The sequence below is a fragment of the Jejubacter calystegiae genome (assembly GCF_005671395.1).
GTDB classification, from domain to species: domain Bacteria; phylum Pseudomonadota; class Gammaproteobacteria; order Enterobacterales; family Enterobacteriaceae; genus Jejubacter; species Jejubacter calystegiae.
Map to the genome: position 1 here is coordinate 1,873,646 of NZ_CP040428.1, position 15,785 is coordinate 1,889,430.

The 15,785-nt window shown below is 52.5% G+C and carries 14 protein-coding genes; 3 read left to right on the top strand and 11 right to left on the bottom strand.

The genetic code is table 11. From position 1 onward, the window contains the following. Positions 1-4: 4 nt before the first annotated feature. The 11 genes from FEM41_RS08665 to FEM41_RS08715 form a co-directional block, all read right to left on the bottom strand. Positions 5-754: a hypothetical protein gene (locus tag FEM41_RS08665; RefSeq protein WP_241666625.1), complete on the bottom strand. Its 750-nt coding sequence runs from the start codon at positions 752-754 to the stop codon at positions 5-7. Continuing rightward, complete coding sequence (locus FEM41_RS08670; protein WP_138095598.1) at positions 754-2,859, bottom strand: peptidase domain-containing ABC transporter; 2,106 nt, start codon at positions 2,857-2,859, stop codon at positions 754-756. Before FEM41_RS08670 ends, FEM41_RS08665 begins: the two co-directional genes overlap by 1 nt. Positions 2,860-2,927: 68 nt before the next feature. Next, a complete protein-coding gene (locus tag FEM41_RS08675) occupies positions 2,928-3,113 on the bottom strand; it encodes a hypothetical protein (protein WP_138095599.1) in 186 nt (61 codons plus the stop codon). 32 nt (positions 3,114-3,145) lie between these two features. Further along, positions 3,146-3,346 carry a hypothetical protein gene (locus FEM41_RS08680; RefSeq protein ID WP_138095600.1) on the bottom strand — a complete coding sequence of 67 codons (201 nt, stop codon included), beginning with the start codon at positions 3,344-3,346 and terminating at the stop codon, positions 3,146-3,148. An 83-nt stretch (positions 3,347-3,429) separates the two neighbouring features. Further along, the gene (locus FEM41_RS08685; protein ID WP_241666582.1) at positions 3,430-4,086 is read right to left on the bottom strand and encodes a hypothetical protein; all 657 of its coding nucleotides are present in this window, start codon (positions 4,084-4,086) and stop codon (positions 3,430-3,432) included. Between the two features lie 3 nt (positions 4,087-4,089). Continuing rightward, positions 4,090-5,691: a receptor gene (locus tag FEM41_RS08690; RefSeq protein ID WP_138095601.1), complete on the bottom strand. Its 1,602-nt coding sequence runs from the start codon at positions 5,689-5,691 to the stop codon at positions 4,090-4,092. After that, the gene (locus FEM41_RS08695; RefSeq protein WP_138095602.1) at positions 5,669-8,254 is read right to left on the bottom strand and encodes a CS1-pili formation C-terminal domain-containing protein; all 2,586 of its coding nucleotides are present in this window, start codon (positions 8,252-8,254) and stop codon (positions 5,669-5,671) included. Before FEM41_RS08695 ends, FEM41_RS08690 begins: the two co-directional genes overlap by 23 nt. A gap of 127 nt (positions 8,255-8,381) precedes the next feature. Next, the gene (locus FEM41_RS08700) at positions 8,382-9,059 is read right to left on the bottom strand and encodes an EcpB family pilus assembly chaperone (RefSeq protein ID WP_138095603.1); all 678 of its coding nucleotides are present in this window, start codon (positions 9,057-9,059) and stop codon (positions 8,382-8,384) included. A gap of 47 nt (positions 9,060-9,106) precedes the next feature. Then, the gene (locus tag FEM41_RS08705) at positions 9,107-9,721 is read right to left on the bottom strand and encodes a common pilus major fimbrillin subunit EcpA (protein ID WP_138095604.1); all 615 of its coding nucleotides are present in this window, start codon (positions 9,719-9,721) and stop codon (positions 9,107-9,109) included. A 376-nt stretch (positions 9,722-10,097) separates the two neighbouring features. Further along, the gene (locus tag FEM41_RS08710; RefSeq protein ID WP_138095605.1) at positions 10,098-10,583 is read right to left on the bottom strand and encodes a hypothetical protein; all 486 of its coding nucleotides are present in this window, start codon (positions 10,581-10,583) and stop codon (positions 10,098-10,100) included. A 3-nt stretch (positions 10,584-10,586) separates the two neighbouring features. After that, positions 10,587-11,381 carry a winged helix-turn-helix domain-containing protein gene (locus tag FEM41_RS08715; RefSeq protein ID WP_138095606.1) on the bottom strand — a complete coding sequence of 265 codons (795 nt, stop codon included), beginning with the start codon at positions 11,379-11,381 and terminating at the stop codon, positions 10,587-10,589. Positions 11,382-11,949: 568 nt separating this feature from the next. Here FEM41_RS08715 and FEM41_RS08720 point away from each other — a divergent pair. From FEM41_RS08720 to FEM41_RS08730, 3 genes are read left to right on the top strand one after another with little or no spacing between them, the layout of a single operon-like run. Further along, positions 11,950-12,534, top strand: a complete 585-nt coding sequence (locus FEM41_RS08720) for a fimbrial protein (protein WP_138099142.1) — start codon at positions 11,950-11,952, stop codon at positions 12,532-12,534. A gap of 44 nt (positions 12,535-12,578) precedes the next feature. Further along, positions 12,579-13,274 (top strand): fimbrial biogenesis chaperone, encoded by a 696-nt coding sequence (locus tag FEM41_RS08725; RefSeq protein WP_138095607.1) that lies wholly within the window; start codon positions 12,579-12,581, stop codon positions 13,272-13,274. A gap of 15 nt (positions 13,275-13,289) precedes the next feature. Further along, positions 13,290-15,782, top strand: coding sequence for a fimbria/pilus outer membrane usher protein (locus FEM41_RS08730; RefSeq protein WP_138095608.1), 2,493 nt, complete (start codon positions 13,290-13,292; stop codon positions 15,780-15,782). The last annotated feature ends 3 nt before the right edge of the window (positions 15,783-15,785 follow it).

Sequence of the window (15,785 nt, forward strand, 5' to 3'; positions counted from 1 at the left end):
CATATCATCCATGGTAAAGAACAGAAAGGGAGTCCCAGGCGCTCCACAGCGCGGGCGTGTTACGCACGGCCCCCAGGGTTTCCGTTGCCGCCAGGCGGTAGTCGGAGGCCGGATAGCGGTGGCTGTGCAGGCCAAAGTCCGGATCGTGCAGGGAGCGTTCCGGCACCAGGGTGCGTATATCATAGCCGTGGCGAGCCAGCGCCGCGGTGGGAACATCGGTCAGCCACAGGCGATGTTTATCTACCTGGGCAGGAAACAGCGGAGCTTCAGGCAGGCGTTCATCCACCAGTAGCACGGTAATCTGGCTGGCGTCGGCAGCGAACGGACTGGCGGCGCGACGATCGGGGAAAGCGTCCCGCAGTTTGAGCAACACCGGATGGCGGGTGATAAAACGGAAGCGAATTCCGGGAGGTGCCACGGCCATCAGGGCTTCCAACATCACCCCCAGCCCCGACCACTGCAGAGTCAGTAGTAGGGTGCGGCGCTGGCTGAATAACGCGCTCTGTTCGCAGAAGGCGGCCACCCTTTGACGCAAATCGCCGCGCAGAGTTTTGGGCCAGGCGGTCGGTGGCATAATCTGCTCGATAAAGCCGAAGCCGCTCTGCTCATAAATCGTCTGACGCAGAAAGTCCTGCGGCATCCGATCGGGCGTGCAGTCCATAAAGTGGCAGTAGTTCTGTCCGATCCGTTCGCCGGTCAGGGTGCGTTCGGCCCGCCGGGCGCAGAGCCGGGCGTAGAAGCGGGGCAGCAGCATCACGATGGTGTTCCCTCCATGTCGCGCAGGCGGCCGCGCTCCATTACATAGCAGCGTCCGCGACTGTCGATCACTTCCGGAGAGTGGGTGACGAAGACCAGACCGATCCCCAGCGAGCGCAGGTTAGCCAGTACCCGCTGTGCGGTGGTTTTATCCAGGTTGGCAGTAACCTCGTCGCACAGCAGTAGCTTAGGCTGGCCATACAGGGCGCGGGCCAGTACCAGACGCTGGGTTTCTCCGGCAGAAAAGAAGGAGTTACCAGGCACCAGCGCGGTGTCATAGCCATGCTGAAGCCGCTCGATCACGTGGTGAACTTCCGCCATCCGACAGGCTTCGATCACCCGTTCCCGATCGGGATTACTGTCGAAGCAGGCGATGTTTTCCAGAATGGAGCCGGTAAACAGAATGTCGTCGGCGTGGACGATGCGCACATGCTGGCGCAGCGAGCTGAGATCGCATTCGTTGATCGGCGTCTTATTAATGTTCAGCTCCCCGTCAGTGGGTTGCAGCATGCCAGAGATCAGGCGCAGCAGGGTGGTTTTACCGGAGCCGCTCTGGCCGATAATAGTCAGCTCCTCGCCGGCGTTAATAGTCATCGTGATGTTATGCAGCAGATTGTCGTGGCCTGGCCAGGCGAACGAGACGTTGTCGAAATGGATACTGACCGGCGAAGTGACCAGCGTTTTGCCGAATTGACTGGCTTCGGTGGGGGAAAAGAGCAGATCGCCCACGCGATCCAGCGGCCCTTTCAGAGCATTTTTATCCAGCAGTTTTTGAGCGACCTGCACCATGGCATCGGAAAAGTAGCGCTTGTAGCTGATATAGGCATAGAGCATACCGATGCTCATCTGGCCTTCAAGAATCAGCCAGGCGCCCAGGCAGACCACCAGCAACTGCTCGGCGTTAATCACCAGCAGTGAGGCGACATCGAAGCGGGCCAGCAGACGCTCTTTGCGCATCAGGGCCGCGATATGCTCGCGCATCGACTTATCCATCACGGCGTCGCGGGCGCGTTCCATATTATTGGCTTTAAGGGTGATGATCCCTTTTTGGGTTTCTACCAGCAGGGATTCATATTGGGCTGTACGCTCGATGGAGTCGTCCACCGCCCGCTGGTAAGGACCGATAAGCGAGAAGCGGATGATAAAGAACACACCCATCATCAGCAGCGTCAGCAGGGCGATCTCTACGTTGTAGAACAGCATAAAGATCAGACTGGTCAGGGCGATCAGCCCGGAGTAGATCAGCTGAACATAGCCGTTGCTGATAAAGTCGGCGCAGGCGTGCAGCGATTTTTCTATCGCCAGCACAATGCCCGGCGGGCGGGACTGAAACCAGTGGGCCTGGGTGCGTAGCATATAGCCGCGAATTGACTGGCTGAGATCGTCATAGGCGATGTTACGCATAAAGATCTCCAGCAGTTGCTTCAGGAACCGGCCGATGACCTCAAAGATAAAGACGATGGCGAAGATCGCTGTCAGCAGAATCACCAGATCGCTGTCGCTGCGTGAGATGGCCTCGTCCATAATAAGCTGAACGTAAGAGGGACTCGCCAGCATGGTAATCAGGGTAAAGATCGACAGTGCGAACAGCAGCGCCTGGCGCTGGAACAGCCCCGCGGTTTTGTGCGCAAGATGGCCCAGGGTTAGCCGATCGTCAGGATTTTTCTTTTTAAATTCGGGCCTGGGTTTTAGTTCCAGCACAAAGCCGGAAAACAGCTTCGCCGCTTCGCGGTAGCTGTAGCGTCGCACGCCGCAGGCAGGATCGTGTACGGTAATCGCGCGACTGTCGGCTTTGACAATCACCACAAAATGGTTGCCGCGCCAGAAGGCGATCAGGGGCAGTTGCACGTTTTGCAGCTCTTTGACATCGCCCTGCAACACTCGTCCGTCCATGCCTTTGCCTTCGGCTAATTGCAGCAGCTCGGCCATGGAGGTACCTGCCTCGGCGGAGACGCTGAGTTCCCGGCGTAGCTGACTGATGGAGACGTGGTGTTCATAGTGGCCCATGACCATGGCGACGCAGGCCAGGCCGCATTCGGTAAATTCGTGTTGGCGAATCAGGGGCGTTTTACCCGGTTTCCTGTGCTGAAAAAGCGAAAACATACTGCTCCGTGACATTGAAAATAAAATGTGGCCCTAAGGCGGGCCACATTGTTATCAGGTAAACCTCATTAAGCGCTCAGGAAGCCGCCGATGAAGCCGCCGACCAGGCCGAATACGCCGCCGATGGTGCCACCCAGCGGCCCCAGCAGCTGGCTGCCAGCGGCATAACCGGCGCTGGCGCCCTGCATAGCAGCGGCAAACGGATCCCAACCACCGATAATTTCTTTCGCTTTTTTAATACTAATAACGTTCATTGTTTATTATTCCTTATTGTCCAGAGAGTGAATTAAGCCGGATCGTAACTGCCGACCAGGCCGCCGAGGAAACCCATCGCGCCGCCCAGGATACCGCCGACAACGCCGCCGACCATGCCCATAATGCCGGCACCAGTTTCATAGCCCAGCTGGGCGCCTTTCACCAGAGCGTAGAACGGGTTAGCCGCGCCGCCGATGATTTCCTTAGCTTCAACGAATGAAATAGCTTTCATTTTTATTTCTCCTGATTGAGTGAATTCTTTAGAAATGCTAATGCATACTAAAGATTAATTTCCTTATATAAAGGAAAGCGGTATTACGGACAGGTCGTTAGCGATATGATCTTCTTACCATATACGATCATTCTTCTGGCGACCTGATCCTTATTATCTATACTTAAGCTTTCTCCCGGAGGGATGTATTTTGAATCATTATATTTATTACTACATCCCCGAGAGGAAACATATTTAAAATAGGTGTTTCCAGTATTGCTTATCACGCCGTTGGTAAATTTATATCGAAAGTATCGCTTCCAGGGGCGGACGATTAATATCGCTTCCAGCGACACGGTAATGTCGGTCTGGATGCGCCTCCCCTTCGAGATCACCGGGTGGGCCTGGAGCGGTGTCTCAATAAATTTAACCCGGTAGTAACGCTCTTTGTCATCCTGTGGGCCGGTGTAGTAGAACTTAAAGCCTGCGCTTTCTCCCGGCCCCAGGGTTAACTGTTTCGGGGAGTAGAGCAGCTCCCCTGATTCGATTTCGGTTTCATGACCCTTTTCTCTTGGGACATCGACCTGCACCATCGATAGCGTATAATTCTTACGTTGTTCGCTATTGTTTTTTATTAACTGAAAATGAACTTTTCTTTCTGCCGAAAAATCGATGTTCAGCGAGTCAATAATTAAAGCATTTGCGGCAGAAGAAATGAAGAAATTTATTGCGATAAATGCCAGGATTTTTTTCATCTTCATGAATTATTCCCAGGATGCGCTTACGTCAATTCTTCCCTGAGCAGTGACTTCACCAAACCAGCTATTTCCTTCATAGGTTAATTGGGAAACCGGATTATCCATAACGAACTGTAAAACCAGCGGTGTTTTCCATAGCCAGATATCGGTTACCCCGGAGTTAACCTTATCCCACTCTTCGCCGTGGGTGGCTGGAGCCGGAATGGCGATCTCTTCCCCTTTACAGTTATGGGCCATCAGCGTCCGGCTCTTGCCGACCAGCATGTTGCCGGGAATCGGCACGGTAAAGCCATTTCCGCTAAAGGCGCAGTAGTCGGTGCCGTCCAGACTGCGGGTGGGGCCGGTGACTTTGACGTTTACCGCCACCGCGACATCGCTCTGGGCGCCGCTATAGGTAATAGTGTAAGGGATCTCAATCGGACCTTCGCCGATAACGCCGCTGCCTGAACCGCCGAAACCATTGGGATCCAGCGCGTAGTCCGGGTTATCAGGGCGGATCTCAAGCCCTGGCTCGATAGGCTGGATGCTCATCTTGCCCCCAGGCTGGAAACAGAAGTCGGCGGCGACGGTACTCTGGGCCGGGTTAAGGCACAGGCTAACGATATTACCAATATTTTCGCCGTCCCCCTTCTGGGCGATGCTCAGGATCAGATCCCGCGGTAGAAAGATCTTCAGATAAGCCTTGCCGCCGCTGGATAGCGGCGCAGTTAAGAAACTCTTCGCAAAATCATTGGCGCCGTTCAGGCTTCCCCCGGAAAGACCGAACCAGAGTTTCTCATCAAAGGTCATCTCGGCTGCCAGCCCGGTATTACCGGCCATATGCGATTCCAGTATCGGGTTGATATTGGCGTTGACCAGCGACAGGCCGGGGGTATAACCGCTGATATCTTCGCCGTCCCAGGTGTACTCCATCAGTTTGCACAGCACCCCGGAAACCGTATTACGGGTATATTTGGTACAGGATTCGCCTGTGGCGCTATCCACAATGGTGATTTCGCCGCTGATGGGGTCGATGCCCAAATTCAGCTCGCGGTTGTTGGTCAGGGAAATATTCCCCAGTTTGTGCAACGTGTTGGTGGTGGTTTTGTTACCGGTGACGCTATTGGCCTGTGGGGTGGAGGAGATAATCACCTCGTTGCCCGGTGCGGCGTCCTGCAGATAGTTAAAGAAGCCGTCGCCCAGCACCCAGCGTCCGTATGCAGCAGCAGGTTCCAGGATCGGTGGCTGCACCACCATGGAGGTGTCAGAATATTTGTTCAGTGCCGTGACGCCGGAACCTTTACAGGTGGTGCAGGCCGTTCCTTTAAAGAACGGGCTGGCGCTGGAGCCGCTGACTGAGAAATTAATGGTTAGCGGGCTGCCCGCCGGGCCAGAAAACAGGTTATCCGGAATATAGGTGATAATGCCGTTATTAACCTTGTTACTGAGCGTCGGCCATTCAAAGGAGCCATGCAAAAAGGCCGCCGAGGTGCTGTCCAGGTTAAACAGCGCCGCAGTGTTACTACTGCCGGTATGGTCCGGGTTTTTTATGGCGATATAGTTGAGCTGTATGTCCGCCTGAGCAGTGGCGGCCAGCAGCAGCAAATTAAGAGCGAATAGCTTTTTCATTGTCGCGTTCCATCATCCCGTTAGTTTCCTGCCATACGTAGTTGCCTTTGTCGCAGGTAATATCCCCAAGCCACAGCGCACCGCGGTTGGACTCAATATCAAGCCGGAGTTCGCACAGGCTGTCGTCCGGCGTGGCGATGCTCAGAATCGGGTTGTTCTTGTCGACGTCGATCACGAAGCGCCCATCCTGTTCGGTGCGGGTAATACCGACGTGGTTTTTGATCTGAGTGGCACCGATCGGCTGGCCATGTTCGTCCACCAGGCGGCCGAACAGTGTGACGATCTTTTTCACGCTCGGCTTCATCACCACGGTGTTGCCTGGATAAACCGTAATATGGCGCCGGGCGTTGCTGCCGATATCGTAGCTTTCGGTACCGGTTTCGCTGTTCATGACTTCCAGGTCGTAGTTCTGATAGGCCGGCAGTGATACCCAGGTTTTACCGCCTTTCAGTTTTTCTTTGCGCCCGTTAAGTTTTAGCGTCAGTGCGTCGTCGCCCTGCAGGCCAGTGTCGACGATCACGCCAGCGCTTTCAGTGCCGCGGCCAGCGGCGAAGGCCTCTTTCGACCAGCCGAGGCTGCCACTGCTGGTCAGGGTGGCGTTCCAGCCTTTACTGGTGCCGCTCTGTACGCTGAGAATGTTGCTGTTCCATGGGGTGTCGAAGTTGACGCTGCCGCCACCGCTGATATCACGCTGTCCTTCATTACTGCTGAACGCTTTGGCGATGTTGGCAGAGGCCGACTTCAGGTAGTCACCATCGAACTGACGGCTGGCGTTAACGTTCAGGGCGGTGCCGCTGTCGCGGTTATGGGTCACGCCCACCGAGACGGTATTGCCGATAGGGATTGAGAAATCCAGCATCACATAGCGATCTTTCTCTTCGTCGTTCAGATACTCATAGCGGGAAAGGCCGAGCCGTAGACGTGCCGAGCCGTAGCGTCCGGCATAGATCCCCTGCGAGAAGTCCACCTGGTAGCGTTTGTAGTGGTAGGCCTTATCTTCCTGGCGCGTCAGGCTCAGGTTGCCCGCTGACGGCAGACCGAAAGAGGGTAGGTTAAAGGTAGCGCCCCAGGTATTGCCGTTGTTTTCATAGAGATCCAGGAAGCGGCCGCTGGAGAGCTTTTCGTGGGTGTACCAGACCGAACCGATATTCCACGGCAGGCGCATGTTAGCGCCGTAGTTGGCGCGCCAGGTGCCGTCCGATGCCGCCATGCTTTGAGAGTTCAGCGACATATAGCTGCTGAGGTTTAGCGATCCCCAGAATTCGCCGACCATCTGCTCGCGCATCATGTAGGTCGATGCGCTCCAGTCCAGCATGCCGCTGCGTTTACCGAACGAGGCGCCCACCAGCGACATGGTGTCCTTGTGGTGGGTGTCATAATCATAGTAGTAGGTGTTATCGTCGCTTTTTTTGTGCTTACGGTATTTTTCTACGTTGATGATCGCTTTATCGCGGTTATAGACCCCGCCCCATAGCTGCCAGCGCAGGCTCTGGGAAATATTGTTAGAAAAGGGCTTATTGACCGTATAAATATTGCGGGACACGGTTCGGCCGCCGTTGACCACCTCGATCTCAACGGTGTAGATTCCGTAGGGAAGCTGGCTGGTGTCGAGTTCGTGGTTACCTACATCGAAGCGCTGAATGCCAATGAGCTGCCCGTCGCGGCGAATGCGCGCTTCGCCTGAACTTGGGAAGTAGAGCACGATGGGGGTCAGCGACAGAGTGTTATCGCGCTTGCGCGAGTTGGCCTGGTTGCCGACGGAAACGCCGTAAACTTCGCCACCAGAAATGCCGCTGACGCTGGCGACCGACTGCATCGCCCAGCCGCTGAGCAAACCGGCCGCGTAGCGCATGCCCTGGTAATCCCGCTCCAGCATGATGGCGTTCATTTGGGTCTCGTGGCTGTCTTTATTCACATAGCCGGAACCGTCGATCAACAGGTGGCTGGCGCCCATAGATGTCCAACTACGGGCATTAAGGTAGCCGGAAGTCCAGTTGCTGCCGTAGCCGCTGCGGGTGTGGTAGGCGCCAAGGTTGTAGGTAAAGGTGCCGCTCAGATCGTCGGATTCCGGTGCGTCGATATCCACTTCTCGCGGACGCAACTGAACCCCGTAGTCGTCCTGGGAGAGCGTCAGCAGCAGGCGCATCTTTTTCTGATCCAACTGAAATGCGGTACCTGGCTTCACCGGGATTTGCATCTGGTCGTTAAATTTCTTGTTATCAATGCCCTGGAGCAGGGTGCTCATTTCTTTAGAGAGCCGGATACCGTTGCCGGACTCCTGAACTTCCACTTCTCGCAGGCCGAGTTTGTTGCCATCGACAAAAAGTGTGACGGTGCCAATGCGCACATAGCGGTTGCCAGCAGCCTTCTCTTTTTCGCTTACCGTACCGTTATTAATCAGGTAAACGGGGATTTTGATCCCTTCTTCCATCAGGCTATAGAGCGTATCCGGAAAGCGATAATTGCCAATGACCTTTGAACCGTAAGAGGGCTGTGCCGATGCGGATAATGGCCCCAGCGAGCAGGCGATTATCACAGGCAACACGAATTTGTTATTCACCATGTATCCTTACTTATTCGCGATTGAAAGCGAAGCCCGTCCGGGCCCAGGTCCCTGCCCGCTGCCTGCGCGGGGCAGGTGGTGTTCTGAGGCTGGCGGTACCTACGATGGCCGGTGGTGGCGGTTATTCCTATTTCACCGGAATAAAATGTTTTAAATCCCAGAGGCCCAGGTGGAAATCTTTATCGTTTACGTCAATAAGTTTGATATCGCGGGACGTTTCCGGCATGACATAAAAGTTCTGCGCGCACTGGTTCTTTGGGTTTTCCGGGGTACGCTTCAGGCACTTTCCGGTGGCGTTAACGCGTAAGGCGGCGTTGCCTTTATTAAAAATTTTTCCGTCGCGATAATCGAAGTCGATATTCTTGTTGCGCGGCTGAGCGACCAGAATGGTGCTGACCACGGCGCGGGTCATGCCCTGTCCGCTTTTGTCGGCATCGGCATTTTGATCTTCGGTAATTCCTTCATCGACAAAAGTGACGCGGTAGTAGCGCTCCAGGCCATCTTTCTTTCCGTGATAATAAAACTTCACAATATTGCTGGCGTTGGCGGGCATGATCATTCTGGTTGGTGTTAACAGAATTTCGTCCGGCGATTCGGGTTGGATAACCACACCTTCGTCCATTGGGCTGCTGATGCGCTGCACGCTAATGGAGATAACTCGTGCGGCGTCGGACTCATTTTTAATCTCTTTACTAATGGATTCGGCATTATCGGGAATAATAGTGGTCACTGAACCCACGTTAACGGCCAGCGCGGAAGCAGTGACCAGGCATAATGAAGCGGCGATCGTTTTCAGGATAAACATGATATTTCCCTAAACAGGGGTTTGCACCCCTGTACATGTTTTAGGTCTTAGCTCCAGGTGGCGCGGAAGTCGACAGAGACTTTGCCTTCCCACAGGCTGTTGGTCAGGTCTTTGAAGTCCACTGCAGTGCCAGCGTTGTCTTCAGCAGAATCAACGAAGAAGTCAAAGCTGCTCTGAGCGGTAACTTCAGTACCCGCTGCTGCGCCTGCGCTGGAGGCCAGGGAAGCCAGAGGGCCGGAGAGTTTGGCGGAGTCAACCAGCGTGGTCCAGGCGGTTGAACCATTGCTGATAGAGCCGGTTTTGGAACCCAGATCGTTACCGCCCCAACGCGCGCCCACTTTCAGTTTGGTGGGAGTACCACCAACGCTGAACAGCGTGTTGTCAGTGTCGTCAACCATCGCTTCCAGCTTGAAGCTGGTGGCAGTGGAGTGATCGCCACGAATCACAACATCAAACAGGCCGGTGTCGGTGTTAAAAGACTGAGTGTTAGCGCTGTAGACGAACTTCAGGGCGCGAGTCGGGGTTACGACCAGCTCAGAATCACTATCTTTAGTTGCTGACGCCTGCCAGGTGGCGGTTGCAGTTGCTTCGGCAGCATTTGCAACGCTAATGGCGGAAACAGACAGCAGAGATCCCAGAACGATAGCGTTCAATTTTTTCATTTAATTAGTCCTTAAAAAATGAGTCCAGTTGTTGAGAAAAAGGCACTGCCCTTTTCCGGGCGGAGTATAGGCAGCCAGAAACAATCAAGGCAATGAGGAAAATTTCATCCCATTATTATTACGAAAGTAAAAATCTGAGTATATACTTGAGTTAGGTGAGTTTTGTTTTGATTTAATTAGAGGTTTTTATTTTGTTTATTAATTAGTGCGAAAAAGTTAGTCCCGGAATGCCAGAAAGATATTTCTGGGTTTTCCGGGGGGAAAGGATTACAGATGAGCTGATTACGTACCGGATGGTAAAGAATAAAAATCTTAATTGTGGAGTGAGGATTTTATAAGTGAATTGCTACGCTGTGATACCGCAAGAAAAGACCAGTTATTCGCTTTCGATGTCCACACACATCATTACTGGCAGTACAAAGCCCTGAATCAGTAACGAGTTCTTCTTTATCCGGGACATATAAAAGTAGTTTACGCTGTCAAGCATCATCTCGCTAACGATATTGGGCGGTGCGGTATCATCCATAGTCTTGGTCATCTTTTTATCGACAATATAGTAGATATTGCTGCCTTTTAGCTTATCAACCTTGACCTGGAGGTTTCGGTCGATGATCCAAACGCGATCGCCACTTTTAAGTATTCCCTTATGGATAACCGTAATCAGATGAGGGTTATTGAATAAAAAAAAGGTGGATACCTTGAGTTCATTGATATCGCCGCTCGAGTGGATTTTACGGATACTGACATCGGACTGACAGCGGAAATCCTGACGCTGTTCGCTACGCGTATAGAGCGTAATTATCCCGGCGATCAGAACGATAAATGTCATGATCATGCTGATAATAATGTATTTTTTTAACATAGCTTAACTCCCTGTTAGCGTCTTAAGGGAAAGACAGTTGCTGTATTGCTCCGTATCCTGCGGAGTGTAGCAGACGCCGATAAAATAATTCTGGTACTGCGATTTGTTAAATTGTGAAAAGTAGATATCTGCTGGCTGGCTGTCGCAGTCGACGCTCCAGTTATGCAGTTCCTGCTTGATCCGCTTCAGATAAAACGAGGCGGGTTCGTACATATTCTTATCAACCAGGTAGATTGTACACTGACGCTCTTTGCCCACCATGTGAATATCGGAGATATCTAGTCGATCAAATGCCTGAACTCTCTTATCGATTAACAGAAATGCACAAGCGGCGGCGATAAGAATTACCAGTAACATTACGGGTAACAAGACGATGCCTTTTTCTTGATTAGGATAAATCTTGTCGCCTGTTTCCGGAAGAAGCGGTTCTGGCGATTCTTCTGGTGGCTGGGAAACCGGGGGCCGGATAGTATGATGCTCAATATGCGCGGCAAGGATGAATCCCTTGCCGCGCACGGTCTTTATGAGACCGGGATCGCGGCCAAGATTACGGAATGCCTTACGAATTTCGCTTATTGCAACATTAAGACTCACAGAAGAGCCTGAGAAGCCATGATCCTCCCAAACTTTTTTGATTAAGTCGTCGCGTTCCAGGATACGGCCATTATTAATGATAAGTTCATACAGCAGGCGCGATGCCTGATTAGATAAACGTAATGAAGATTCCTCTTCACCATGGATCATGATAATACCGGTGTCAACTTCATAAAGCATTTTTAGATCAATGAGATACTTCATAGTTTCCATCTTAACTTTATAAGAATCCACATTAAGAGTGGGCAGTATCGATTCTATATAATCGCGGGTCAAGAGGAGTAAAGTTATTCAATTTGTTGCAATAGAAAATTCCATTGCAAATAATTTATTCAAACATTAAACATGCTGTATACAAAATCAACAGAAAGATTAAATTTCTTATAAGTGCATTAATTAAAGATTATAGTCTTTAAATTTAATTCAAAACAGAATAATGTTTTGTTTTGTGTTTTTTTACGGCATTATGGTGTCGTTGACTAGTGAATCTTCTGAGGGATTTGTCTGGGTTATTGGTTAAAGCTCTTCGTTAGAGCTGCATGCTGAATGTGAAGCATATGTAATTGGTTAGTTATTTCGACCTTTGAGTAATGCGCACTTCACACATTGTGGCACAAAAGGAGACACAATCGCGGTTAACAGAAAGCCATTAGTTAAACGTAGTAAAGCTATTAAGCCTTTTATTCTGTAGGTCTGAGGGAACAGCCGTAATGTTAATGGCATCCTTCAGGGAAAATATGTCATTTATTATATATAGTTAATGGAGTTTGTCATGGTGAAACAATTCGCCTCTCTTACTGTACTGGCCGCTGTACTGGTTTCAGGTAATGCGCTGGCCGCCGATAATGCTGCGGGTGGCGTTATTAATTTTAGCGGTGCGATTACCGATACGACCTGTACGATTAACGGTGGTAAAAGCGCAGACTTTACCGTTGCGCTGTCCCCGATTTCCGTGACGGATGCCGGAACGACAGTAGGCCCTATCACCAAAAATAAAAAATCCTTTTCGATGACGTTTTCTGGATGCTCTCCGGCAGCAGCAACGGAAGGCCAGAAACTGAAGATCTATTTCTCGTCTGCCAATAATATTTCCACCGACGGAAAATATCTGCTAAATAATTCCGTTAATGAAAGCGATACCAGCGTGGCGCGTAATGTCGGATTCTCGTTGGCGAAGCCGGGATCGTCCACGCCGATTCAGCTGGACCAGCCGTTTGTTACCGATATTTTGGGTAATAAAGCAGCACCAGATTCAGAAACCCTGATGCTGGATGTTTATTACTATAAAACCAACGCTGAAGCCGCCAAAGTGGGCGAATTAAGCTCTAACGTTACCTACACTATTTCCTATCTGTAATAGATAGCCGGGTCCGGCCACGGATCCGGCTACAGGATTGTGCCATGAAAAAAATCGTTTATCTGTTCGCATTATTACTGGCGACGGGATCGTCGTGGGCAAATATCGTGATTAACGGCACCCGGGTTATTTATCCGGAAAAAAGTAAGGAAGTGATCGTTCAACTTGTGAATAACGGTGACGATCCTTCTCTGGTTCAGTCATGGATCGACGACGGAGATATTAACTCTACACCGGAGACCGCGCGAGTGCCTTTTTTACTTTCACCGCCGGTGGTGAAAGTGTCCGGCCATAATGGCCAGCAGCTGCGTATTAAAAAGCTGCCAGCATTGCTACCAGGCGATCGCGAATCGGTTTTTTACCTGAATGTTCTGGATATTCCTCCGGTACCGGAAAACCTGAAAAATCAGAATACCGTACAGCTGGCGATTAAGTCGCGCATCAAGCTGTTTTACCGTCCATTGTCGCTAAGAGGTTCACTGGATGATGCGCTGACGAAAATGGAGATCCAGGCCGAAAGCCGGGAAATCCGGTTGGTGAATAACAGCCCGTTCCATATTACCGTCGCCAATATTGCTATTTCAGGGAAAGAGCTGCTCCTGAATGATGCCGTGATGGTTAATCCCTTCAGCCAGGCCAGCGCCAGCGCGAAGCGCCCGATCGCGAAAGGGCAGACCATACAGGTGAAGTACGTCGATGACTTAGGTGCATATAAATCCAAATCTTTTGTGGTCCGCTGACTGGAATAGCTCGTCATGGAATGGAAACACAACAGACTTTGCCTGCTGGCCGTTTGTTCGCTGCTGCTTTCGCAGAAATCTGGCGCGGTAACCTTCGATACCAGTCTGCTGGCGGGCATGTCGGGGGAATCCGATCTGTCGCGCTTTTATGAGAATAACGATATGCCCGCCGGTACCCAGGAGATGGATATCTACGTCAACAGCAACTGGAAGGGGCGTTATGCCGTGATTTTCGGTGAAAAGCGCGATGATATCCGGCTGGCCTGGAAAGATGCTTCGCTGTTGGGGATTGATACCGCAAAGCTTGCCGATGCCAAAAATCCGCAACGGCAGATTACGCTGCACGATCTGGTACAGGGCGGCAAAGTGGATGTAGAAGCCAGTACCCTGAGTATTCGCCTGACCGTGCCCCAGGCGTACGTTTCGCACATGGAAGCGGGCTATGTGGCGCCACAGTTCTGGGATGAAGGGCTGCCAGCGCTCATGCTCTCTTATAACCTGACTTACTACAACACCCGGGCCAAAACCGGAAATAAAGAGAGCGATGATGACTTTTATGCGGGGCTGGAATCCGGCGCTAATCTGTTTGGCTGGCAGTTTCGCGACAGCAGTTCGTGGCGAAAAACCTCGGGGCAGGATGGTGAATGGCAGAATAACACCCGCTACCTGCGCCGCCCTGTCGCCGCGATTAAATCCAATCTGACCATTGGCGATTTCTATACCCCGGGGGATCTGTTCGACTCGCTGCGCATACGCGGCGTGGCGCTCTCTACCGAAATGAAGATGCGTCCTGACTCCCAGCAGGGCTTTTCGCCGATCGTACGCGGTGTTGCCCGTACTAACGCCCTGGTAAAGGTGATCCAGAACGGCAATACCATTTATCAGGAAAACGTGCCTCCCGGACAGTTCACGCTGGACAATATTCAGCCTACCGGATCGGCGGGGGACCTGCTGGTGGTGGTCCGTGAAGCAGATGGTTCCGAGCAGTCCTTTACCGTTCCATTCTCAGCGGTGCCCGGCATGCTGAAAGAGGGGGTGAGCGAATATAGCATAATGGCCGGTAAGGTACATCAAACCACCATCGGCGGCGATCCCGCCTTTGTTCAGGGTACTCTGCGCTATGGCTTTAATAACCAGGTGACCGGTTACGCGGGTACCATCGTTAGCGATAACTACCAGGCCGGGCTGCTGGGAGCGGGCTGGAACCTGCCCGTTGGTGCGATTTCTGTGGATGTGACTCACGCCCGCACTCAGCTTCAGGACCACAGTGACAGCGGTCAGAGTTTCCGCATTGCTTACAGTAAATTCGTGGATACCACGTCCACTAACTTTACGCTGGCGGCCTGGCGCTATTCCACTAAAGGCTACTATACCTTCAGCGATGCGCTCTACTCGCGGGAAGGCTACCAGCGTTTGCGTAAACAGTACGACGATTATCGCGATCGGTTTGGCGAAGCGCCTGCGTTGGATCTTAACGCCTGGGATGCGCTGCGCGCTGCGCGCCCGAAGAACACCTTTACGCTTAACCTGAACCAACGTCTGACCGACGGCTGGGGAACCGTCTTCTTTTCCGGTACCCAGCGTGATTACTGGACTTCCAGCCAGAGCAGCCGCGAATATCAACTGGGCTACTCCAACGGGCTGGGGCGCGCCAGCTATACCCTATCTGCAAGCCGCGTCAGAAACAGCGATCGCGACGAAGAGACGCGTTTTTATGTTTCGCTCAACCTGCCGTTTTCGATGTTCGACAACAACGCCTGGCTGACGACCAGCCTGACGGCCACCGATTCGCACTACGAACAGAGTAATATCACGCTGAGCGGTAACGCTTTGGCCTCTAACCGCCTGAGCTATTCGCTTTCCGGCAGTAATCAGCGCGGCGGCGGCAATATGGCGAGTGTCAATACCGCATACCGCGCCAGCTTCTCCACGCTGGGGGCCTCTTACAGCGAGTCTTCCGATTATCGCCAGAGCGGCCTGAGCAGCCGCGGCAGCCTGGTGGCAATTCCCTGGCATCTGCTGACGTCGAATGAAATCGGCAGCACCATGACGGTCGTCGAAGCGCCGAAGGCCCGCGGTCTGATGGTTAACGGTGATGAAAGCATCGTGACCAATAGCGACGGTCTGGCGCTGGTGCCTTACGCCACGCCATACCGTAAGAATTCGGTGACATTGACCAAAACCGATAACAGCAGCGGTGCGGAGATTCTGGGCAATATGGCCAACAGCGTGCCTTACGACGGCGCGGTGAACTATCTGCGCTTTGAGACGGATAGCCGCAGCGCCTGGGAATTGCGCGCCACCGCACCGGATGGCAAGCCTCTGCCGTTTGGCAGCGAGGTCTTTAACGAACGCGGCGATTCCGTGGGATTTGTGGGCCAGGCCAGCATGCTCTATATCCGGGCGAACGCACAACCGATCCGGCTTAAAATCCGGCTACGCAACGGCGGCTGCGTGATTAATCATCCGCAGTACGGGCTGAGCAACGCCGCTTCTTACTGCCAGTAAAAA

What these genes read in the sequence shown, in the direction of transcription:
- FEM41_RS08665 (WP_241666625.1), bottom strand. Translation starts at nt 754, where the DNA reads ATGCTGCTGCCCCGCTTCTACGCCCGGCTCTGCGCCCGGCGGGCCGAA.
- FEM41_RS08670 (WP_138095598.1), bottom strand. Translation starts at nt 2,859, where the DNA reads ATGTTTTCGCTTTTTCAGCACAGGAAACCGGGTAAAACGCCCCTGATT.
- FEM41_RS08675 (WP_138095599.1), bottom strand. Translation starts at nt 3,113, where the DNA reads ATGAACGTTATTAGTATTAAAAAAGCGAAAGAAATTATCGGTGGTTGG.
- FEM41_RS08680 (WP_138095600.1), bottom strand. Translation starts at nt 3,346, where the DNA reads ATGAAAGCTATTTCATTCGTTGAAGCTAAGGAAATCATCGGCGGCGCG.
- FEM41_RS08685 (WP_241666582.1), bottom strand. Translation starts at nt 4,086, where the DNA reads ATGAAGATGAAAAAAATCCTGGCATTTATCGCAATAAATTTCTTCATT.
- FEM41_RS08690 (WP_138095601.1), bottom strand. Translation starts at nt 5,691, where the DNA reads ATGAAAAAGCTATTCGCTCTTAATTTGCTGCTGCTGGCCGCCACTGCT.
- FEM41_RS08695 (WP_138095602.1), bottom strand. Translation starts at nt 8,254, where the DNA reads ATGGTGAATAACAAATTCGTGTTGCCTGTGATAATCGCCTGCTCGCTG.
- FEM41_RS08700 (WP_138095603.1), bottom strand. Translation starts at nt 9,059, where the DNA reads ATGTTTATCCTGAAAACGATCGCCGCTTCATTATGCCTGGTCACTGCT.
- FEM41_RS08705 (WP_138095604.1), bottom strand. Translation starts at nt 9,721, where the DNA reads ATGAAAAAATTGAACGCTATCGTTCTGGGATCTCTGCTGTCTGTTTCC.
- FEM41_RS08710 (WP_138095605.1), bottom strand. Translation starts at nt 10,583, where the DNA reads ATGTTAAAAAAATACATTATTATCAGCATGATCATGACATTTATCGTT.
- FEM41_RS08715 (WP_138095606.1), bottom strand. Translation starts at nt 11,381, where the DNA reads ATGAAGTATCTCATTGATCTAAAAATGCTTTATGAAGTTGACACCGGT.
- FEM41_RS08720 (WP_138099142.1), top strand. Translation starts at nt 11,950, where the DNA reads ATGGTGAAACAATTCGCCTCTCTTACTGTACTGGCCGCTGTACTGGTT.
- FEM41_RS08725 (WP_138095607.1), top strand. Translation starts at nt 12,579, where the DNA reads ATGAAAAAAATCGTTTATCTGTTCGCATTATTACTGGCGACGGGATCG.
- FEM41_RS08730 (WP_138095608.1), top strand. Translation starts at nt 13,290, where the DNA reads ATGGAATGGAAACACAACAGACTTTGCCTGCTGGCCGTTTGTTCGCTG.